The 21,497-nt window shown below is 57.2% G+C and carries 22 protein-coding genes; 18 read left to right on the top strand and 4 right to left on the bottom strand.

Going from position 1 to position 21,497, the window contains the following annotated elements:
- Nucleotides 1–20 precede the first annotated feature (20 nt).
- From radA to purF, 3 genes are all read left to right on the top strand, one after another.
- Nucleotides 21–1,388: a DNA repair protein RadA gene (radA, locus tag AAC620_RS04010; protein ID WP_340242903.1), complete on the top strand. Its 1,368-nt coding sequence runs from the start codon at nucleotides 21–23 to the stop codon at nucleotides 1,386–1,388.
- 26 nt (nucleotides 1,389–1,414) lie between these two features.
- Nucleotides 1,415–2,023, top strand: coding sequence for a CvpA family protein (locus AAC620_RS04015; RefSeq protein WP_340242904.1), 609 nt, complete (start codon nucleotides 1,415–1,417; stop codon nucleotides 2,021–2,023).
- Between the two features lie 173 nt (nucleotides 2,024–2,196).
- Nucleotides 2,197–3,702 (top strand): amidophosphoribosyltransferase, encoded by a 1,506-nt coding sequence (gene purF, locus AAC620_RS04020; protein WP_317654365.1) that lies wholly within the window; start codon nucleotides 2,197–2,199, stop codon nucleotides 3,700–3,702.
- A 70-nt stretch (nucleotides 3,703–3,772) separates the two neighbouring features.
- Here the strand turns inward: purF and AAC620_RS04025 are convergent, their stop codons facing one another.
- Complete coding sequence (locus AAC620_RS04025; protein WP_317654364.1) at nucleotides 3,773–4,345, bottom strand: biotin transporter BioY; 573 nt, start codon at nucleotides 4,343–4,345, stop codon at nucleotides 3,773–3,775.
- A 166-nt stretch (nucleotides 4,346–4,511) separates the two neighbouring features.
- Between AAC620_RS04025 and AAC620_RS04030 the strand changes: the two genes are divergently transcribed.
- Nucleotides 4,512–5,174, top strand: a complete 663-nt coding sequence (locus AAC620_RS04030; RefSeq protein ID WP_317654363.1) for an SDR family NAD(P)-dependent oxidoreductase — start codon at nucleotides 4,512–4,514, stop codon at nucleotides 5,172–5,174.
- Nucleotides 5,175–5,188: 14 nt separating this feature from the next.
- Here the strand turns inward: AAC620_RS04030 and AAC620_RS04035 are convergent, their stop codons facing one another.
- Together AAC620_RS04035 and AAC620_RS04040 are read right to left on the bottom strand one after the other, a co-directional pair.
- Complete coding sequence (locus AAC620_RS04035) at nucleotides 5,189–5,692, bottom strand: cell division protein ZapA (RefSeq protein ID WP_340242905.1); 504 nt, start codon at nucleotides 5,690–5,692, stop codon at nucleotides 5,189–5,191.
- Nucleotides 5,692–6,426, bottom strand: coding sequence for a hypothetical protein (locus AAC620_RS04040; protein WP_340242906.1), 735 nt, complete (start codon nucleotides 6,424–6,426; stop codon nucleotides 5,692–5,694). The genes AAC620_RS04035 and AAC620_RS04040 overlap by 1 nt, the downstream gene beginning before the upstream one ends.
- A gap of 291 nt (nucleotides 6,427–6,717) precedes the next feature.
- Here AAC620_RS04040 and tkt point away from each other — a divergent pair, with 291 nt between their 5' ends.
- Nucleotides 6,718–8,733, top strand: a complete 2,016-nt coding sequence (gene tkt / locus AAC620_RS04045; protein WP_317654360.1) for a transketolase — start codon at nucleotides 6,718–6,720, stop codon at nucleotides 8,731–8,733.
- Between the two features lie 40 nt (nucleotides 8,734–8,773).
- Here tkt and AAC620_RS04050 read toward each other — a convergent pair whose 3' ends face one another.
- Nucleotides 8,774–9,718, bottom strand: a complete 945-nt coding sequence (locus AAC620_RS04050; RefSeq protein WP_317654359.1) for a DUF808 domain-containing protein — start codon at nucleotides 9,716–9,718, stop codon at nucleotides 8,774–8,776.
- Between the two features lie 187 nt (nucleotides 9,719–9,905).
- On the opposite strand from AAC620_RS04050, the gene gap (AAC620_RS04055) reads away from it, so the two are divergent.
- The 13 genes from gap (AAC620_RS04055) (at nucleotide 9,906) to AAC620_RS04115 (ending at nucleotide 21,463) form a co-directional block, all read left to right on the top strand.
- Complete coding sequence (gene gap, locus AAC620_RS04055) at nucleotides 9,906–10,910, top strand: type I glyceraldehyde-3-phosphate dehydrogenase (protein WP_317654358.1); 1,005 nt, start codon at nucleotides 9,906–9,908, stop codon at nucleotides 10,908–10,910.
- Between the two features lie 235 nt (nucleotides 10,911–11,145).
- Nucleotides 11,146–11,412: a PepSY domain-containing protein gene (locus AAC620_RS04060; RefSeq protein WP_317654357.1), complete on the top strand. Its 267-nt coding sequence runs from the start codon at nucleotides 11,146–11,148 to the stop codon at nucleotides 11,410–11,412.
- An 86-nt stretch (nucleotides 11,413–11,498) separates the two neighbouring features.
- Nucleotides 11,499–12,044: a cytochrome b/b6 domain-containing protein gene (locus tag AAC620_RS04065; RefSeq protein ID WP_317654356.1), complete on the top strand. Its 546-nt coding sequence runs from the start codon at nucleotides 11,499–11,501 to the stop codon at nucleotides 12,042–12,044.
- Between the two features lie 11 nt (nucleotides 12,045–12,055).
- On the top strand, nucleotides 12,056–12,544 hold the full coding sequence (locus tag AAC620_RS04070) for a helix-turn-helix transcriptional regulator (protein WP_317654355.1): 489 nt from the start codon (nucleotides 12,056–12,058) through the stop codon (nucleotides 12,542–12,544).
- Between the two features lie 67 nt (nucleotides 12,545–12,611).
- Nucleotides 12,612–12,755, top strand: a complete 144-nt coding sequence (locus AAC620_RS04075) for a hypothetical protein (RefSeq protein WP_340242907.1) — start codon at nucleotides 12,612–12,614, stop codon at nucleotides 12,753–12,755.
- 89 nt (nucleotides 12,756–12,844) lie between these two features.
- Nucleotides 12,845–13,846 (top strand): type I glyceraldehyde-3-phosphate dehydrogenase, encoded by a 1,002-nt coding sequence (gene gap, locus AAC620_RS04080; RefSeq protein WP_317654354.1) that lies wholly within the window; start codon nucleotides 12,845–12,847, stop codon nucleotides 13,844–13,846.
- Between the two features lie 111 nt (nucleotides 13,847–13,957).
- Nucleotides 13,958–15,136 (top strand): phosphoglycerate kinase, encoded by a 1,179-nt coding sequence (locus AAC620_RS04085; protein WP_317654353.1) that lies wholly within the window; start codon nucleotides 13,958–13,960, stop codon nucleotides 15,134–15,136.
- Between the two features lie 147 nt (nucleotides 15,137–15,283).
- The gene (locus AAC620_RS04090; RefSeq protein ID WP_340242908.1) at nucleotides 15,284–15,583 is read left to right on the top strand and encodes an FtsB family cell division protein; all 300 of its coding nucleotides are present in this window, start codon (nucleotides 15,284–15,286) and stop codon (nucleotides 15,581–15,583) included.
- A 99-nt stretch (nucleotides 15,584–15,682) separates the two neighbouring features.
- A complete protein-coding gene (locus tag AAC620_RS04095) occupies nucleotides 15,683–16,813 on the top strand; it encodes an S-(hydroxymethyl)glutathione dehydrogenase/class III alcohol dehydrogenase (RefSeq protein ID WP_317654351.1) in 1,131 nt (376 codons plus the stop codon).
- Nucleotides 16,813–17,637, top strand: a complete 825-nt coding sequence (fghA, locus tag AAC620_RS04100; RefSeq protein ID WP_340242909.1) for an S-formylglutathione hydrolase — start codon at nucleotides 16,813–16,815, stop codon at nucleotides 17,635–17,637. Before AAC620_RS04095 ends, fghA begins: the two co-directional genes overlap by 1 nt.
- A gap of 120 nt (nucleotides 17,638–17,757) precedes the next feature.
- Nucleotides 17,758–18,777, top strand: a complete 1,020-nt coding sequence (pdhA, locus tag AAC620_RS04105; protein WP_340242910.1) for a pyruvate dehydrogenase (acetyl-transferring) E1 component subunit alpha — start codon at nucleotides 17,758–17,760, stop codon at nucleotides 18,775–18,777.
- A 21-nt stretch (nucleotides 18,778–18,798) separates the two neighbouring features.
- Nucleotides 18,799–20,163, top strand: coding sequence for a pyruvate dehydrogenase complex E1 component subunit beta (locus tag AAC620_RS04110; protein ID WP_317654348.1), 1,365 nt, complete (start codon nucleotides 18,799–18,801; stop codon nucleotides 20,161–20,163).
- A gap of 13 nt (nucleotides 20,164–20,176) precedes the next feature.
- A complete protein-coding gene (locus AAC620_RS04115; protein WP_340242911.1) occupies nucleotides 20,177–21,463 on the top strand; it encodes a pyruvate dehydrogenase complex dihydrolipoamide acetyltransferase in 1,287 nt (428 codons plus the stop codon).
- Nucleotides 21,464–21,497: the final 34 nt, after the last annotated feature.

Genomic DNA, 21,497 nt, shown 5'->3' on the forward strand with positions numbered 1-21,497 from the left:
ACCCGCGCTAATCCTGTGCCATGGCAAAACCTATAACCCAATTCATCTGCGGCCAATGCGGCACGGTTCATAAAAAATGGATCGGGCGTTGCGATGGCTGTGGCGAGTGGAACACGATTGTTGAGGAGGCCCCGCTTTCGGCAGGCCCCGCCAAATCGGGCTTGGGTGCAGGCAAGGGGCGCAAAATGGCGCTGATGGATTTGGCCAGCCAAGAGGCCCCGCCACCGCGCCACCCTTCAGGCTTGGCGGAATTGGATCGTGTTCTTGGTGGTGGGCTTGTGCCTGCCTCTGCGCTGCTTTTGGGGGGGGATCCGGGTATCGGGAAATCAACCCTATTGCTGCAGGCTGCGGCCAGTTTCGCGGCCAAGGGCCTGTCGGTTGTTTATGTCTCGGGCGAGGAAGCCAGCGCACAGGTGCGCATGCGCGCGCAACGTCTGGGGCTGGGCGCAGCCCCGATGGCCTTGGCGGCAGAAACCAATTTGCGCGATATTCTGACCACTTTGGACGAAACCCGCCCCGATTTAGTGATTATCGATTCCATCCAAACCATGTGGCTTGACACAGTCGACAGCGCGCCTGGATCTGTCAGCCAAGTGCGCGCCGCAGCACATGAATTGGTTACCTTCGCCAAACGGCGTGGGGTCAGCGTGATCTTGGTGGGCCATGTCACCAAAGATGGCCAAATTGCAGGGCCGCGCGTGGTCGAACATATGGTCGATTGCGTCCTTTATTTTGAGGGTGAACGCGGGCACCAATTCCGCATTCTGCGCTCGGTCAAAAATCGCTTTGGCCCTGCGGGGGAGATTGGTGTTTTCGAGATGACAGGCGCGGGCCTCTCCGAGGTTGCAAACCCGTCTGCTCTGTTTCTCTCAGAGAATGAAACCGCCTCACCTGGATCGGCGGTCTTTGCAGGCATTGAGGGCACAAGACCCGTCTTGGTCGAAATCCAAGCCTTGGTCGCCCCCTCCCCGCTTGGTCAACCCCGCCGTGCGGTTGTGGGTTGGGACAGCGCACGGCTTGCCATGATCTTGGCGGTGCTTGAGGCCCGTGTGGGGATCGCCTTTGCGGGGCTTGATGTTTATCTCAACATCGCAGGTGGGTTGCGGATCAGTGAACCTGCGGCTGATCTGGCGGTTGCCGCCGCCTTGCTGAGCGCGCGCGAGGATGCGGCGCTGCCACAAGGGGCGGTGATTTTTGGCGAATTAAGCCTATCTGGCGCGCTTCGGCCCGTGGCACAGGCGGAAAACAGGTTGAAAGAAGCGCAAAAACTTGGTTTCTCGACTGTGATCGCGCCAGAGGGCTGCAATTTTGGCTCGGTCGGGGGTGTTAAGCTGATGCAAATGGCGGATATGACGCGATTTGTGGGCGATATATTCGGCGCGGGCTAGCGCCAAAATAAGTGAGGGAGCGGGCGATGGATGGGTTCACGATGATTGACGGCATTGCAGGCGGGGTGATTTTCATCTCGGCCATATTGGCCTATTCGCGCGGTTTTGTGCGCGAGGTCATGTCAATCTTGGGCTGGATCGCCGCCGCCATCGTGGCCTATTGGGCCGCGCCAGAAGTGCGCCCACTGATCGCGGAAATTCCCTATATCGGGCCATATGTCGATGACAGTTGCGAATTGGGCATGATTTTGGGCTTTTCGGCAGCCTTTGCTGTGACGCTGATCGTTGTCTCGCTCTTCTCGCCGCTGTTTTCCTCGTTCATACAGAAAACCAAACTGGGCGGGTTTGATGCGGGCGCGGGTCTCTTCTTTGGCGTGCTGCGCGGTGTGGCCTTGGTGGCGGTGGCCTTGGTCGCCTATGACCGACTGGCCGGCAGCGATCCTGCGGCGGCAGTCGTGAACAGCCAAACCGCACAAATCTTTGCCTCGCTGACCACGCAGATCGACAGCGAAATCCCAAGCGATGCGCCGGGTTGGTTGATCGGTCGCTATGAGGGGCTGACCGCAGGATGCGTGGCCCCTGCCGCAGGCGACACGCAAAGCGCGCGCACACTCCTATCCGTGCCCGCAGCGTAACTGCGTGCCCGCGCCGCGTTGCGGTAAAATTATACGTGAATTTCGAGCGCAAATTGTGACGCATTCATGACAGCTAATAGGTGACAGCGCCGCGCCTTTGTCCTAGGTAAGGCGTGCAACCGACTCGCCCATTTCCGTAGCTTTCGGCTATGACCGCAGGCAGGAGCCCGCCGATGCCCAGCAATTTTGCGTCCCCGCGCACCGCACAATTCCCCGCCCATCCCTTTGATCCCCTCTCTGATGATAAGCTGCGTGAAGAATGCGGCGTCTTTGGTGTGATCGGTGTGGCGGATGCCGCGAATTTTGTGGCCCTTGGCCTGCACGCGCTGCAACATCGCGGCCAAGAGGCGGGTGGGATCGTCAGCTATGACCCTGTCGAAGGGTTCAACTCGGCCCGCCGTTTCGGATATGTGCGCGATAATTTCACCAATGCCAGTGTGATGGACACGCTGCCCGGTGCGCTTGCCATCGGCCATGTGCGTTATTCCACGGCAGGCAATAAGGGCAACACGGCAATTCGTGATGTGCAGCCCTTTTTTGGCGAATTCGCCATGGGTGGGGCGGCGATTGCGCATAATGGGAATATCGTCAACGCCGATGAACTGCGCCGCGAATTGATTGAACGCGGGTCCATCTTCCAATCCTCATCGGACAGTGAGTGCATCATTCACCTGATGGCGCGCAGCTATCAGAAAAATATCCCCGAGCGCATGAAAGACGCGCTGCGCCGCGTAGAGGGCGCGTTTTCGGTTGTGGCCATGACGCGCACAAAATTGATGGGTGTGCGCGACCCGCTTGGGGTGCGCCCCTTGGTGTTGGGCAAGATCGGCGATGGTTACGCGCTTTCCTCCGAAACCTGTGCGCTTGATATCATCGGCGCCGAATTCGTGCGCGAGATCAAGCCCGGTGAGATGGTCGTCATCACCGCGCAGGGCATCGAAAGCTATATGCCCTTCGAGCAGCGCAAATCGCGCTTTTGCATTTTCGAACATGTCTATTTCTCGCGCCCCGACAGTATTTTGGGCGGGCGGTCAGTATATGAAACCCGCCGCCAGATTGGCGTGGAATTGGCGCGCGAAGCCCCTGTTGAGGCAGATCTCGTCTGCCCCGTGCCCGATAGTGGCACGCCTGCGGCCATCGGGTTTGCCCATGAAAGCGGCATCCCGTTTGGCATGGGGATCATCCGCAACCAGTATATGGGCCGCACTTTTATCGAACCCACCGAACAGATCCGCAATATGGGTGTGCGTCTTAAGCTGAACATCAACCGCGCCTTGATTGAAGGCAAGCGGGTGATCTTGGTAGATGACAGCGTTGTGCGCGGCACCACCTCGCAAAAGATCAAAGAAATGATTTTGGACGCAGGCGCGGCCGAGGTGCATTTCCGCATCGCCTCTCCGCCGACAGCATGGCCTTGTTTTTACGGGGTGGACACGCCACAGCGCGACAAGCTTCTTGCGGCGACAATGAGCGCCGAAGAAATGCGCGCCCATCTGGGTGTGGACAGCCTGCGCTTTATCTCGCTTGATGGGCTCTATCGTGCCGTGGGTGAGGCCAAGGGCCGTGACCCCAAAAACCCCACCTATTGCGATGCCTGTTTCTCAGGCGAATATCCTGTGCGCCCCACAGATCAAATCGCCAAAGGTTTTGCCATGAATGAACCCGCCGCTGCTGAATAAACGGCACCATGGCACAAAAGAAAAAGGCCGCTCCGAGGAGCGGCCTTTTTCTTTTGATCTTTACTGCAGATCAGCGGATCGCTTTGCGCAAGTTAAACGCCCCCGCCACAATCAAAGCTGCCAAAAGCGCCTTGACCATATCACCCGCGATGAAGGGCGCCATCCAGCCAGAGAGCAAGGTTGAAGGCTCAACCCCCATGACCAAGGCAGGCCATGCAAGGCCGGGGACATAAAGCGCGGCCGAAGCAACCAGTGCCGCAGCAAAACCAAGGATTGGCTTACGCGCCATGCCACGATCCGCAGCCAAACCCGCGATATAAGCCATCACAACAAAGCCCAGAAGGAAACCACCGGTAGGCCCGAACATATAGGCCAAACCTGCACCGCCATTGGCGAACACAGGCAGCCCCATCGCGCCCTCAACCAAATAGGCCACAAGTGCCGCAACGCCCAAACGCGCGCCCAAGGCGAAAGCAACGGTCAGGATTGCTAAGGTTTGCAGCGTCATTGGAACGGGGAACATCGGCACCGAGATTTGCGCCGCAATCGCAATCACAAGCGAGCCCGCCAAGACCAATGCCGCTTTTTGCGCAAGGCTTGTGGGGGTGGTCAGGGATTTGGTTAGAAAGTCAGAACGGCTCATAAATCGGGCTCCTCAAAGGTTCTGGGGAATTCGCGTTTAAGCTGTTTTCCGCTTGCAGCACGGCAAAGTCAAGCAAAGAGCACGCAAATTACCCACAGCCACCGCAAATCAGGCGCGGCAAAAAACCCTGCTTGCCAAATCGCTGCTTTCATCCCATGTGGGAGGCATGGAAAAGATTTTGTCAGGTAAAATCGCCCTCGTCACAGGGGCATCGCGCGGAATTGGGGCAGCCTCGGCGGAATGGTTGGCCGCTCGCGGCGCTCATGTCGTTGCCGTTGCCCGCACCACGGGCGCTTTGGAAGAATTGGATGACCGCATCCAAGCCAAAGGCGGGCAAGCCACGCTTGCCCCCATGGATATTACCACGGATGCTGCAATGGCGCATTTGTGCCGTTCAATTTTTGATCGGTGGGGGCGCGCCGATATTTGGGTGCATGCGGCCTTTCACGCAACCGCGCTGACCCCTGCCCCGCATATCACGGAAAAAGACCTTGATCGGGCCATCGGCACCAATATCCGCGCAGTATCGCGTTTGATCACCATGATCGCGCCATTGATTGAGCCGTCTGACGACCCGCATGCCGTATTCTTTGACGATACATGGGACGCGAAATTCGCAGGCACCTATGGTATGAGCAAGGCCGCCACCCGCGCCTTGGTGCAAAACTGGCAATCCGAGACGGAAAAGCACGGGCCGAATGTGCATCTGCTACACCCAAAGCCCATGCCAACCGCGTTGCGCGCACGGTTTTATCCTGGTGAAGATCGGGAGGGGTTGGCAAAGCCCAGTGACGAAGCCGAACGGCTGTTGCAACCGATCTTCGGCTAAAAGCCGAAGGTCAGCTAATCTTTATCGTCATCTTCTTCGTCCTCGACCGCAGCCGCTTTGGCCTTCGGGGCTACAGGCGTGGGACGGGGCGCTTCAACCTCAGGCATTTCTTCGATACGATCTGCCAAGGCCTCGGCGCGGGCGGCAAGCTCGGCCAACCCATCCACCACTTGCGCAGGGATGACAGCCACCTCTGCCGGCGGTTTCGCGGCTTCAAGATCTGCGATTTTCATCTGCGATTTGCGCAAAAGATCCTCAGCTTTGGCCAGCGTCTCTTCCATCGCCTTGATTTTGGTTTGCGCGGCCTCAAGCTCATCGGTTTTGGCAAGGGTTTTATCGGCCAAAAGCAGACCCGCCATCAGCAACATCCGTTCCGCAGGCAACCGACCGATCTGACCCGAGACCACAGAGGCCTCGGTGTCCAACATTTTCGCCGCCGCTTTGAGAAGGGGTTCCTCGCCCTCTTGGCAGGCGACTGGGAAATTACGGCCACCGATGGTAATCGTTACATCAGGCATTACGCGCCCCCTTCTTCGGTCACGGTATCAATCTCGGCCAAAATCTGCGCCAGTTCTTGGGCATCAGCGGCGCGCTGCGCCTTGAGCGCACGAATTTCCGCCAAAAGACCAGATTGCAGCAATTCGCGATCAAAATTCCCTTCCGGCGCCTCGCGCAACTCTTCCAAGGTCTCTTGCAGCCTTGCGATTGTTGCGCGCAATTCGCCCAATGTGCTGTTCGTCATCTGAGCGCCCCGATCCTCGAGCGCATCGCGCGCGGCATCACGCTCATCGCGGGCCTCGTTGCGTTCTTCGCGCAAGCGCGCGGCGCGCATCCGCAGGATTTGCACCTCACTCTCGCCCGTGGCTTCGGGTATTGGGGCGGCATCAGATGCGGGCTCGGCTTGGGTGGTAGATTGGGCAAAGTTAGATTTCAGCTGCTCAACCTCGGCACGGGCGGCTGCCAATTCGGCCTTGAGCGCATCCCGCGCGGCCTCGGCCTCAGCGGCCCGCAATTCGGCCCCATCTGTGCTGCCCTGCGCCTGAGCCTCCATCGCTTTAAGCCGTGCCGCCAGATCCAATCGCGTGCGCTGCTCTAGCGCCAATTCCTCGCGCAGATCGGACAGCTCATCCGAGGACGCAGTGCCGTTTGCGGGGGCGCGGGCCTTTCCCATCGCCGCATCAATTCGCGCAAGCGCAGCTGACAGGCGCGCCTCAAGCTGATCGACTTTTTCAATGGCCAAAGGATCGCTCATTTTGCCTCCCCCAATTGCGGGCGTTTGGATCGCCTCATGAAACATTTACGCGGCAGTCGTATCACGCAGACCATGTCAGATCGTGCGGGCCGAATCTGACCCCCTGCGACACATTATGATCCAATTTCGGGAGTTTGGCAGGATTTCTTGATCTAAGGCAACCCTTGCGTCTTTAGCGACCAACAGGACTTGGGCGTGGGCTTCGGGCTTGAACTTTGGTCACGCCCTGCTAAACCCGTGCGCGTTAACGCTCGCACAAGCACTCCCGCAGCCCTCTTCTAGGACATTGATATGGATCTTTCTGCACTTGCCGCCCGCAATCCTGACCATTGGCGCCGCGCCGCCTGTATCCGCACGCTTGCCCTTGACGGGGTGGCCGCCGCGAATTCGGGCCATTCTGGCATGCCGATGGGGATGGCGGATGTTGCGACCGTGCTGTTTGACAAGCACCTCTCTTTTGACGCATCGGCCCCGAACTGGCCAAATCGTGACCGCTTTATTCTGTCGGCGGGCCATGGCTCGATGCTGATCTATGCGCTGCTGTATCTCACGGGTTACAAGCAGATGACATTGGAGCAGATCAAGAATTTCCGTCAGCTGGGCGCCATCACAGCGGGCCATCCTGAATTTGGCCATGTCGAAGGGGTTGAAACGACCACAGGCCCCTTGGGGCAAGGGATTTCCAACGCGGTTGGCTTTGCCATGGCCGAGGAACATCTGCGCGCCACATGGGGCGCAAAGATTATGGATCACTACACCTATTGCATCGCGGGCGATGGCTGCCTGATGGAGGGCATCAGCCAAGAGGCGATCGGTCTTGCAGGGCGTCATGAACTCAGCCGCCTGATTGTGCTTTGGGATGACAATAACATTACCATTGATGGCACGGTTGATATGGCCTGCCGTGTGGATCAGCGCGCGCGCTTTGCCGCCGCAGGGTGGGATGTGTTTGACTGTGACGGCCATGATGCCGCCGATATCGACCGCGCGATCACGGCAGCCAAGGCAAGCCCGCGCCCCGCAATGGTGGCCTGTAAAACCCATATCGCAATCGGCTCTGCCGCACAGGACACCCCCAAAGGCCACGGCGCATTGACCGACCCAAAAGTCGTGGCTGATACCAAGGCCGCCTATGGCTGGACGCATGGGGCCTTTGAAATCCCTGCCGATCTCAAAAACTGGTGGGAAGCTGTCGGCGCAAAAGGCGCCACCGCGCGCGCCGAATGGGAGGCCCGTCTTGCCGCCCTGCCCGCCGCCAAACAGGCCGAGTTTACCCGCGCCTTTGCAGGCGAGGTTCCCGCGAAATTGGGCAATGCGCTGCGCCGCTATAAAAAATCCCTCGCGGATGAGGCGCCCAAAGTGGCGACCCGCAAGGCCAGTGAAATGGCCCTTGCCGTGATCAATCCGATCATGAAAGAGACCTTGGGCGGCTCTGCAGATTTGACTGGGTCGAACAATACCAAAACGGGCGATATGGGGATTTTCACCCCTGAAAACCGCAAAGGGCGCTATGTCCATTACGGCATCCGCGAGCATGGCATGGCGGCAGCGATGAACGGCATGGCGCTACATGGGGGCGTGCGCCCCTATGGCGGGACATTCTTTACTTTTACCGATTACGCGCGCCCTTCGATGCGACTTTCCGCTTTGATGGGGATTAACGTGGTCTATGTGATGACCCATGACAGCATCGGCGTTGGCGAGGATGGCCCAACCCACCAACCTGTTGAGCATCTCGCCATGATGCGGGCCACGCCAAATTGCCTTGTGATGCGCCCTGCCGATGCGGTGGAAACCGCCGAATGTTGGGAGATTGCGCTGTCGCAACCAAACCGCCCGAGCGTTTTGGCCCTGACCCGTCAAAACCTGCCCACGTTGCGCAGAAAACATGTCTCGCGCAATTTGGCCGCCCAAGGGGCCTATGTTTTGGCCGAGGCCGAAGGCAAACGTCAGGTGATCTTGATGGCAACAGGGTCGGAAGTCGAAATCGCCATGGCGGCCCGCGACAAGTTGCAGGCCGAAGGTATCGGAACACGGGTTGTCTCGGTGCCGTCTATGGAACTCTTTGCCGAGCAAGACGAAGCCTATCGCAAGCGCGTTCTACCTGCTGGGCCCGTGCGCATTGCGGTTGAGGCCGCTGTGCGTCAGCCTTGGGATCGCTGGTTGTTGGGCGAGCGTGGTCGTGAGGCCAAGGCGGGCTTTGTTGGCATGAACAGTTTTGGCGCTTCTGCCCCTGCTGAAGTTCTCTACGAGCATTTCGGCATCACCGCAGAGGCGGTCGTGGCCGAGGCCAAAGCGCGCCTTTAGGCACAGAACCTAAGATGCACAATCGGGCGTGTGGGGCCTCCTACACGCCCTTTTTCATTGGGAAAAGTGGCAGGATCACCGCAACGACCGGGATCAAACAGGCCCCAACACCCAAGCCCAAAATACCTGACCCGAGGGCGAACACCGCCCATTCCACCAATCCGTGGGCCGAGGCCACAGCATCCGCTGCGGTAAGGCTGAGGTGATGCAGCATCTCTTCTGGGGCGGGCCAGCCCAGTTGCGCGGCCCCGTGCAGAAGGATCGCGCCCCCCACCCACAGCATCGCCGCTGTGCCAATTCGGGTGAGCCACAACAGGAAGCTTGGCATCGCGACCACGATCCCCCGCCCCAGACGTTGTAAGGCGGGCGCGCGGTCGGGATGCGCCAAATGCAACCCCACATCATCGGCCTTCACAATCAGGGCGACCGACCCATAGACCAAAGCGGTGATGCCAATCGCCACAAAGGCAAGCGCGAAACCCGCATAAATCAGGCTCGGCGCCTCAAGCGCCGAAAGCGCGATGGTCATGATTTCAGCGGAAAGGATGAAATCTGTTTTGATCGCACCTTTGACACGCGCCTCTTCCAAATGGGCGGGGTCGCTTGCCGCAGGATCGCGCGTCTCAGAATGCGAACGAAAGGCATGAAGGATTTTTTCCGCCCCCTCGTAACACAAATAAGCCCCCCCCATCATCAACAGCGGCGGAATCGCCCAAGGGGCGAATTGCGACAACAGAAGCGCCACAGGCAAAAGGATCACCAATTTATTGACAATCGAGCCGCGCGCGATCTTCCAGACAATCGGCAATTCTCGCTCAGGCGAAAAACCTGTAAGATATTTGGGGGTGACGGCCGCGTCATCAATCACCGCGCCTGCGGCCTTTGCCCCTGCTTTGGCTGCTTGTGCCGCGATATCGTCCACGGACGCCGCCGCAACCTTGGTCAAAGCCGCGACATCATCCAACAGCGCCAATAATCCGCTCATTCACCCCATTCCTTTTGCAGCCAACAGCCGCCTCTAGCATAGCGGCACGGCATGTTCGCGCAACCGTTCGCGCTAACATCGGATGTTTTCGCTAACATTATGAAAATTCGTCATTTTTTCCTTGGGGATCGGGCGCGGCTTTTGTATGCGGTCAAGCAAGAGCGCAAATCGGATCGGAGACAGGATCATGACCATCACCCTTGGCATCAATGGATTTGGCCGCATCGGGCGGTGCACCCTTGCCCATATCGCAGAGGCTGCACGCAACGATGTGCAAGTGGTCAAGATCAACGCGACTGGCCCGCTTGAGACAAATGCGCATCTTCTGAAATATGACAGCGTGCATGGCCGTTTTGGCGGCGAGGTGCGCCTGACCGAGGACACAATGGATTTGGGCCAAGGCCCGATTAAAGTCTTTTCCACCTACGACCCACAAGAGCTGGATTGGGAAGGCTGCGATGTCGTTCTCGAATGCACGGGCAAGTTCAACAATCGTGACGCGGCAGCGGTGCATTTGACCCGCGGCGCAAAGCGGGTTTTGGTCTCCGCCCCCGCGAAACAAGCCGATAAAACCATCGTCTATGGCGTAAACCACCGCGATCTGCGCGAAGATCATCATGTGGTCTCGAACGGGTCTTGCACCACGAATTGCTTGGCCCCTTTGGCAAAGGTTCTGAATGACGCGATTGGTATTGAACGCGGGATCATGACCACGATCCACAGCTACACAGGCGATCAGCCCACGCTAGACCGCCGCCACTCCGATCTTTACCGCGCGCGTGCCGCCGCGATGGCGATGATCCCCACATCGACTGGCGCTGCAAAAGCGCTGAAAGAAGTTCTGCCTGAGCTCGAAGGTCGGTTGGATGGCACGGCCATGCGGGTTCCGACACCGAATGTCTCTTGCGTTGATCTGACCTTTGAGGCGGGGCGCGATACATCGGTGGAGGAGGTCAACCAAATCATGCGCGATGCGGCCGAGGGCCATATGCGCAGCGTCTTGGCCTATGATCCAGAACCCAAGGTTTCGATTGATTTCAATCACACCACGCATAGCTCGATTTTTGCGCCAGACCAGACAAAGGTCATCGGTGGGCGCACGGTTCGGGTTTTGGCATGGTATGACAATGAATGGGGATTTTCGGCGCGTATGGCGGATGTCTCTGCTGCCATGGGGCGTCTGATCGCCTGACCCCCTGTCCTAAGGGACGACCTTTTGCAAAACCCAGCCATGATGCATGGCTGGGTTTTTGCTTTTTCACCCCCTGAACGGCCTAAACCCTAGTTATACTGGCCCCAACCACAGATCGAACTCTGCCATCTATAACCCGCGTCCAATGGTGATTGGGGCGATTTCCTCTCAAATCCTTTCTCACGAGGCCGCCACAAACAGGTGGGCCGTTCACCACAGCAGAAAGGAAATCCACATGTCTTTCATCAAAACATCGACCTTTGTCGCAGCACTGGCCCTGACCACCGCCCTACCTTTGGCGGCACAGGCCTCTGGCTACGAGCGTCTGACTGAAGAGCAGCGCGCAAACATCACCGCCGCCATGACCGAACAGGGCTATGAGACCCGCAAGATCGACATGGAAGATGGCATGATCGAAGTTTACGCCCTCAAGGATGGCGAACGCTTTGAGCTGTATCTCAATGACAATCTGGAAATCATCCGCGTGTCCCGCGGCGATTAATCCCGACCCTGCCCGCGCGCGCGTTTTGCAGCCCCCTCCCCAGTGTCTGCAAAACGCGCCTCTGCCCCCCTCGCTGAGGATATGACATGTCACATACGAAAAGTTACAAAATCTGGGATCCGCTGATCCGCCTGTTTCATTGGAGCCTTGTGATTGGCTTTGCATCGAATGCGCTGATCACTGACCCCGAAAGCAACCTGCACGAATATATCGGCTATGCGATTGCAGGGCTGATTGCCTTCCGCCTGATTTGGGGGCTGATTGGCACGAAATATGCGCGGTTTTCTTCCTTCATGCCATCGCGCGTGTCAATCAACACCCAGCTAGACGACATCATCACCGCGCGCCGCAGCACCCATTTGGGGCATTCGCCGCTTGGGGCGTTGATGATCTTTAATCTCATCGCAACCATTATCGGCATCGCGATCACAGGCTATATGATGACCACCGTGACCTTTTGGGGCATCGGATGGGTGGAAGAAACACATGAAATTCTCGTGACTTGGGCGGAACTTTCTATCGTTCTGCACATCGCTGCCGTATTGTGGGAGTCGCGCCGCACGGGTGTAAATCTTGCCCGCGCCATGGTGACAGGCATCAAAGCCATCCCCGAGACAGTCAAAATCAAATAGGGACGCGATCCATGCAGAAGCAGCCCATGTTCCTCGGCCTTTTAATTTTGGCACAGGTGGCCTCTATCCTGTTTTTCATGACGGATGTGGTCACCGATGCGCAGAGTTTGGGACGCTTCTGGTATCTGGATCAACATTTTCGGGTGGAATTGATCGCGGCTTTGCTGCTGACGGCAGCGGTCGCGATTGAAACCCGATATCTGAGCCATTTAGTGGCCCATGCGCGGCGAATGGAGAAACAACTGTCCACCGCCGCTATGGCCTTTCATGATGTGGTGGACGCCCATTTCACCGAATGGGGGCTGACCACATCCGAAAAGGATGTCGCGCATTTCATGGTCAAGGGCTGCTCTATTGCAGAAATCTCTGATTTGCGCGGCACAGCCGAGGGCACAGTCAAAAGTCACATGAACGCAATCTACCGCAAAGCAGGCGTCACCAATCGCGGCGAGCTTTTAAGCCTGCTGATCGAAGATTTAATGCAAGCCGAGCGCCCGTAATCTTTGGGCACGCGCGGCATCACCACCATCTTCCCCCCGGCCAGAAATTTGTTTAGACTTAATTTTTATGACAAATACGATTGCAATCTGGCTGGGTGTTTTAATCCTTTGCGTCATCGCAGTGGATTTTCTTTTTCTAGATGCGGCAGGCCTCGTTTTTCTTGGCAAAGATTTGATCCATATCCTCGATAAAATGGCGTTCTGGCGATAGAGATCCCCTTTCCTTTTCGCGGCTAAGGGACTATACCACCCGCAACTGTTACCGCTAACAATGCCATGCTTGGCGCACTGGAGGGGATTATGGCTGTTAAAGTTGCCATTAATGGGTTTGGTCGGATTGGACGCAACGTGCTGCGCGCGATCATCGAGTCGGGTCGCACCGATATTGAGGTGGTCGCAATCAATGATCTGGGGCCCGTTGAAACCAACGCGCATCTTTTGCGTTTTGACAGCGTGCATGGCCGCTTTCCCGCCGAAGTGAAAACAACCGAGACGACCATTGACGTGGGTCGTGGCCCAATTGAGGTCACCGCCATTCGCAACCCCGCTGAATTGCCATGGGGCCATATTGATATCGTCTTGGAATGCACGGGCATTTTCACCGACCGCGACAAGGCCGCCGTGCATCTTGAAAACGGGGCTTCGCGTGTCTTGGTTTCGGCCCCCTCAAAAGGGGCGGATAAGACCATCGTTTACGGGGTAAACCACGGCACGTTGACAAAGGACGACATCATCGTCTCCAACGCCTCTTGCACCACGAACTGCCTTAGCCCTGTGGCCTTTGCGATCCACAATGCCATCGGCATTTCGCGCGGCTTTATGACAACGATCCACAGCTACACAGGCGATCAGCCCACCTTGGACACGATGCACAAAGACCTCTATCGCGCCCGTGCCGCCGCGATGAGCATGATCCCCACCTCAACAGGGGCCGCGCGCGCCGTTGGTTTGGTTTTGCCCGAATTGAATGGCAAGCTGGACGGGGTCGCAATCCGCGTGCCGACACCGAATGTCTCGGTTGTTGACCTGACCTTTGAGGCGGCCCGCGCCACATCAGTTGAAGAAATCAACGAGGCGGTGATCAAGGCGGCCAATGGCCCGCTTAAGGGAATTTTGGGCGTAACGGATCAGCCTAATGTCTCGATGGATTTCAACCATGATCCCCGCTCCTCGATCTTCCATTTGGATCAGACCAAGGTGATGGATGGCAATATGTGCCGCGTTCTAAGTTGGTATGATAATGAATGGGGCTTCTCAAACCGCATGGCCGATACGGCCGTAGCGATGGGAAAACTGATCTAAAGACAAAAAGGCGCGGAACACCGCGCCTTTTTCTTTGCCAAAAAATTGACCTTTGCGCTGGAAAAGTCTAGCGCAAGGAAGTCTATATTTCCCAAATATTGGAGGCCGAAAATGGGCTGGAACACCTTGGATGATCTCGATCTTGCGGGCAAAACGGTGCTGACCCGTGTCGACATCAACGTGCCCATGGAAAATGGCCGCGTCACCGATGCGACACGGATTGAGAAGATCATCCCCACGATCCGCGACATCCGTGCGAAAGGTGGCCGCGTGGTTCTTTTGGCCCATTTTGGCCGCCCAAAAGGGCGCCCCGTTCCAGAAATGAGCCTTGCGCAATTGACGCCTGCCCTTGAGGCCGCGCTGGGGCATGAGGTGATTTTCATCGAAACCCCAAGCCGCGCCGCGATTGAGGCAACTCCCACAGATGCTGTGATCTTGGTTGAGAACACTCGCTTTTCCCCGATGGAGGAGGCAAACGATCCGCAAATGGCGCAATTCCTTGCAGGGCTTGGTGACATTTACTGCAATGACGCTTTTTCAGCGGCACATCGGGCGCATGCCTCGACCGAAGGTGTCGCGCATTTGCTGCCCTCTTGCGCAGGCCGCCTGATGGCTGCGGAATTGGCCGCATTGGAAGCCGCGCTTGGCACCCCTGCCCGCCCTGTTATGGCCGTTGTTGGCGGGGCAAAAGTCTCGACCAAGCTGGATCTTTTGCACAATCTGGTGGGTAAGGTGGATCGCCTCGTAATCGGGGGCGGCATGGCCAATACGTTTTTGGCGGCACAAGGCCATGATGTCGGCGCATCTTTGTGCGAACATGATCTGGCGCAAACGGCGCGCGACATTTTGGATCACGCAAAAACCACGGGTTGCGCCATCATTTTGCCAAGCGATGTGGTCATCGCCCGCGAATTCAAATCGGGTGCTGCGCATGAGGTGGTTGCAAGCACGGCCGTGCCCAAGGATGCAATGATTTTGGATGCAGGCCCGAACAGTGTGGCAGCCGTTATTGCCCAGATTGAAACTTCAAAAACCTTGATCTGGAACGGCCCGCTTGGCGCCTTTGAACTGAGCCCCTTTGACGCGGCCACCAATGCGGCCGCACAAGCGGCAGCGCAAGCCACCCAAGCAGGCCATCTGATTTCTGTCGCAGGTGGCGGGGATACGGTCGCGGCCCTCAATAAATCGGGCGCGGCAGAGCATTTCACCTATATCTCAACCGCTGGCGGTGCCTTCCTTGAATGGATGGAGGGTAAAACCCTCCCAGGTGTTGCGGCACTGGGGGTCTGACCCCCTAAATTTAGTGCTATAAATAACTGACTCTAAATATAAAAAAAATCGAATCAGGGGGATTCCCTTTTCGATTGGGATATGCGAATCTGCCCGCACGATATCGGCACAAATTCAAAGAATGCCGAATTGATGAGGCAGTAACGCATGTCGAAGACACGCAAACTTTCCCTTGCGGGGGCAGTTCTTCAGATCACGCTGATTTTGGTCGGTGGGTATTTTGGGCTTGCCGCGATCCAAGGGGACTCGGGCCTGTTCGAGCGCATCCAAATCGAAGCGGAAGCCGATGAGCTGCGTCTCGAATTGGCAGCGTTGCAGGCTGAAACGGCCCATCTTGAGACGCTGACACGGCGCATGTCGGACACGTTCCTCGACCTTGACCTTCTGGATGAGCAAGCCCGCGAAATCCTCGGCTATCTGCGCGCGGATGCGATCGTCCTGCGTTAAGGTGCAAAAAACCCCTTCAACCGCCGCATTCCGCCTTGCCCCCATGGGATGGGCTTCTTAACACTATGGCGAGATCGGATGAAAACAGGGGAGATCACCATGCGCACCAAAGCAGCCGTAGCCCTAAAAGCGGGCGAACCATTGACCGTGATGGAGGTCGAATTGGACGGCCCAAAGGCGGGCGAGGTCTTGGTGGAAATCAAAGCCACAGGCATTTGCCATACGGATGAATTTACCCGCTCAGGCGCGGACCCTGAGGGGATTTTCCCTGCTATTCTTGGCCATGAAGGTGCAGGCATTGTGGTTGAGGTGGGCGAAGGCGTGACCACCCTGAAACCTGGTGATCATGTGATCCCCCTCTACACGCCTGAATGTCGGCAATGCGCATCCTGCCGCTCAGGCAAGACCAACCTTTGCACCGCCATTCGCAACACCCAAGGTCAAGGGCTGATGCCTGATGGCACAACACGGTTTAAGATGCTCGATGGCACGCCGATTTATCACTATATGGGCTGCTCAACCTTCGCCAATCACACAGTGCTGCCCGAGATCGCATTGGCCAAAGTGCGCGATGACGCGCCGTTTGACAAAATCTGCTACATTGGCTGCGGCGTGACCACGGGTATTGGCGCGGTGATCAACACCGCAGGGGTCGAGATCGGATCAACAGCCGCCGTGTTTGGCCTTGGCGGCATCGGCTTGAACGTCATTCAAGGCCTGCGCATGGCAGGTGCAGATATGATCATCGGCGTTGATCTCAATGATGGCAAAGAGGAGATGGCGCGCAAATTCGGCATGACCCATTTCATCAACCCATCAAAGATCGAAGGCAGCGTTGTGCAGGAAATTGTAAACCTCACCAAGCGCGGCGATGACCAGATCGGTGGCGTGGATTATTCCTTTGACGCCACAGGCAATGTCAAAGTGATGCGCGATGCGTTAGAATGCAGCCACCGTGGGTGGGGTGTTTCCGTCATCATCGGTGTTGCCCCCGCAGGGGCCGAGATCAGCACGCGGCCCTTCCAACTTGTGACAGGGCGCGTCTGGAAAGGCACGGCCTTTGGCGGCGCGAAAGGGCGCAGCGATGTGCCAAAATTTGTCGATTGGTATATGGATGGTAAGATCGAAATTGATCCGATGATCACCCATAAATTGACACTTGATCAAATCAATGAGGGGTTTGATCTCATGCATGAGGGCAAATCCATCCGCGCGGTGGTGGAATTCTGATGCAGGTGATCAGCGAAAATCGTGCATTTGGCGGCAAGCAAATTGTCGCCAAGCACCTGTCAGATGCGTGCAACTGCGAAATGACCTTTGCCGTTTATCTGCCACCACAGGCCGAAGACGGGCCTGTGCCCGTGTTGTATTACCTGTCAGGTCTGACCTGCACACATGAGAATGCGATGACCAAAGCGGGCGCCCAAGCATGGGCGGCAGAGTATGGCATTGCCGTGGTCTTTCCCGACACCAGCCCGCGTGGCGAAGGCGTTGCCAATGACGAGGCCTATGATCTGGGCCAAGGTGCAGGGTTCTATGTCAATGCGACCGAGGCCCCTTGGGCTGCACATTTTAAGATGTGGGATTACATCGCAGAAGAATTGCCTGCCTTGATTGATGCGGAATTTCCCATTGACGGCACCCGCGCGGGCATCACGGGCCATTCAATGGGCGGGCATGGGGCGCTAACCCTTGCCATGACCTATCCTGAACGATTCAAAAGCCTTTCTGCCCTTGCACCAATCGCCAACCCCACCCAATCAGATTGGGGGAAAAAGCAGCTTGCCGCCTATTTGGGGCCTGATCAGGGCCAATGGGCCGCGCATGATGCAAGTCTTTTGATGGCTACACGGGGCTATCCGAGTGACATCTTGATTGACCAAGGCGGCGCAGATCAATTCCTTGACCTGCTGCGCCCTGCCAGTTTGGCCCATGCCATGACAGAGCGCGCGCAACCTCATGTGATGCGGATGCATGAGGGCTATGATCACAGCTATTTCTTTGTTGCGTCTGTAATCGAAGACCACATTCGTTGGCACGCTGAACGGCTGTAAAAATAGCAGAAATTTGCGCAAAAACCCTTGGGCCGAATTCCCCCTACCCTTTCCCCTGACTTTTGTGATAAAGAATAGTTCAACGTTAAACTATTCTTTCGAATGGGAGGGCCCAAGGATATGGCCGCGAAACGACCGACCCCCGCATCGAGCGGAAAAACCAAAGCGAAATCAAATGTTTCGCCTGATGAATTGAAAAAATTCTATCGCGAAATGTTGCTGATCCGCAGATTCGAAGAAAAAGCAGGTCAGCTTTACGGCATGGGTTTGATCGGTGGTTTTTGCCATCTCTATATTGGGCAAGAGGCGGTTGTTGTCGGCCTTGAGGCTGCGGCCAGCGAAGGTGACAAACGGATCACCTCCTATCGCGACCACGGGCACATGTTGGCCTGCGGGATGGACGCCAAGGGTGTTATGGCCGAATTGACGGGCCGCATCGGGGGCTATTCCAAGGGCAAAGGCGGCTCGATGCATATGTTCTCGAAAGAGAAACATTTCTACGGCGGCCACGGCATCGTGGGCGCGCAGGTGCCGTTGGGTGCAGGTTTGGCCTTCTCGGACAAATATCGCGGCAATGGTCGCGTCACCTTCACCTATTTCGGCGATGGTGCAGCCAACCAAGGTCAGGTCTACGAGACCTATAACATGGCCGAGCTGTGGTCGCTGCCCGTTGTTTTCGTGATTGAGAACAACCAATACGCGATGGGCACCTCGGTGCAGCGTTCAACAAAATCCCCAAGCCTATGGGAGCGCGGCGCGGCCTATGGGATCGCGGGCGAAGAGGTTGACGGGATGGATGTTCTGGCGGTCAAAGATGCGGGGCAACGCGCCGTTGCCTACTGCCGCGCGGGCAAAGGCCCTTACATTCTTGAGGTCAAAACCTATCGCTATCGCGGACATTCGATGTCTGACCCCGCAAAATATCGCACCCGCGAAGAAGTGCAGGAAATGCGCGAAAAGCGCGATGCGATTGAACATGTCCGCCAATTGTTGCTGACGGGCGGTCACGCCTCTGAGGACGACCTCAAGGCGATTGATAAAGAAATCAAAGACATCGTGAATGAGGCGGCCGAATTCTCCAAAGAAAGCCCTGAGCCACCTTTGGATGAATTGTGGACAGATATTTACGCGGACGCGTGAGCGGAAGGAGAGGATAAACCAATGGCAACCGAAATTTTGATGCCCGCCCTTTCGCCAACGATGGAAGAAGGCACTTTGGCCAAATGGCTGGTTAAGGAAGGCGACACCGTGCAAGCAGGTGATATTCTGGCCGAGATTGAAACCGACAAGGCCACAATGGAATTCGAGGCCGTGGATGAAGGCGTGATCGGCAAGATCCTTGTGGCTGAGGGCACTGAAGGGGTGAAGGTCAACACCGCCATCGCCATCATCGGCGAAGCGGGCGAGGATATGAGCGCGACCCCTGCGGCAGCCTCCCCCGCCCCTGCGGCCCCCGTTACAGAAGCGGCACCTGCCGCGCCCGTGGCCGCGGCCCCTGCGGCACCCGTGGCAGATCAAAGCCCCGATTGGCCCGAAGGCACGCCGATGAAAACGCAGACCGTGCGCGAAGCGTTGCGCGATGCCATGGCCGAAGAAATGCGCGGCAATGACAACGTGTTCTTGATGGGCGAAGAGGTCGGTGAATATCAAGGTGCCTATAAGATCAGCCAAGGTTTGTTGGATGAGTTCGGCGCAAAACGCGTGATCGACACCCCCATCACTGAGCATGGCTTTGCAGGGATCGCGGTTGGTGCGGCCTTTGGCGGGCTGAACCCCATCGTGGAGTTCATGACCTTTAACTTTGCCATGCAGGCGATTGACCAGATCATCAACTCGGCGGCAAAGACGCTTTATATGTCGGGCGGTCAGATGGGCTGTCCGATCGTGTTCCGTGGCCCGAACGGCGCCGCCGCCCGCGTGGGCGCACAGCACAGCCAAGATTACGCCGCATGGTATGCGCATATTCCAGGCCTCAAGGTGGTGCAGCCTTATACCGCGGCAGATGCCAAGGGCCTTTTGAAACAGGCTATCCGAGATCCGAACCCCGTGATTTTCCTTGAGAATGAAATTCTCTACGGCAAAACCTTTGAGGTGCCAGATCTACCCGATTTCACCATTCCGTTTGGCAAGGCAAAAATTGCCCGTGCAGGGGATGATGTGACCCTCGTGTCCTTCGGGATCGGCATGACATACGCCATGGAGGCCGCCGAACGCCTGGCCGCTGAGGGCATTTCTGCTGAGGTGATCGACCTGCGCACATTGCGCCCCTTGGATTACGGCACGGTTTTGGCCTCTGTTCAAAAAACCAACCGCTGCGTGACGATCGAAGAAGGCTTCCCTGTGGCCTCCATCGGCAATCACATCTCGGCATATCTGATGCAGAACGCCTTTGATTATCTCGATGCGCCCGTGATCAATTGCACGGGTAAAGATGTGCCAATGCCCTATGCGGCGAACCTTGAGAAACTGGCCCTTGTCACCACCGATGAAGTGGTCGCAGCGGTCAAATCTGTAACCTATCGCTAAGGAGGGGCTGATTATGGCAACCGAAATTCTAATGCCCGCCCTGTCGCCCACAATGGAAGAGGGCACATTGGCGAAATGGTTGGTCAAAGAGGGCGACACTGTGCAAGCAGGCGACCTCTTGGCCGAGATTGAAACCGACAAAGCCACGATGGAATTTGAGTCCGTGGATGAAGGCGTGATTGGCAAGATCCTTGTGGCTGAGGGCACCGAAGGGGTGAAGGTCAACACCGCCATCGCGATCATCGGCGAAGCGGGCGAGGATATGAGCGCGGCACCCGCCGCTGCGGCCCCTGCCCCTGCGGCATCTGCACCCGCAGCCCAAGCAGCCCCTGCGACACCTGCAACCCCCACCCCTGCACCTGCGGCCCCTAAGGCAGAAGGCGCACGGGTTTTTGCCTCACCGCTTGCGCGGCGGATTGCGGCGGAAAAGGGCATCGACCTGACCCAAGTGAAGGGCACAGGCCCACATGGGCGGATCGTGAAGGCCGATGTCGAAAGTGGCAAGGCGGTGGCATCTGCCCCCACGGCGACAGCGGCACCTGTGCAAAGCGCGCCCGCTCTGCCCGCCTCGCCTGGTGCAGATCAGATCAAGAAAATCTACGAAGGCCGCGATTATGAAGAAGTGGCTTTGGATGGGATGCGCAAAACTGTTGCCGCGCGCCTCACCGAAGCCAAGCAAACCATCCCGCATTTCTATCTGCGCCGCGATATTCGGATCGACAACTTACTTGCCTTCCGCGGCCAGCTGAACACGCAATTGGCTGCGCGCGATGTCAAGCTTTCGGTCAATGATTTCATCATCAAGGCCTGTGCCCTTGCCCTGCAGGAAGTGCCAGATGCCAATGCGGTTTGGGCGGGGGATCGTATCCTCAAGCTGAAACCGTCTGATGTTGCGGTGGCTGTGGCAATTGAAGGTGGGCTGTTCACGCCTGTCCTAAAAGATGCGGATCAAAAATCCCTGTCGCGCTTGTCGGCCGAGATGAAGGATCTGGCCGCACGCGCGCGGTCTAAGAAACTCGCCCCGCATGAATATCAGGGCGGCAGTTTCGCAATTTCCAATTTGGGTATGTTCGGGGTCGATAATTTCGATGCTGTTATCAACCCGCCCCATGGTGCGATTTTGGCGGTTGGTGCAGGGGTGAAAAAGCCTGTCGTCAGCGAGGATGGCGCGGTGCAAGTGGCGACTGTGATGTCGGTCACGCTTTCCGTGGATCACCGCGCGATTGATGGCGCACTTGGGGCAGAATTACTGGCCTCGATTGTGCGCAATCTGGAAAACCCAATGGCGATGCTGGCCTAACAGCTTCCGACATTCGGACAAGGGCGCGCAGGGT

The organism is Roseobacter sp. HKCCA2468, assembly GCF_037805105.1.
Taxonomy (GTDB): domain Bacteria; phylum Pseudomonadota; class Alphaproteobacteria; order Rhodobacterales; family Rhodobacteraceae; genus M30B80.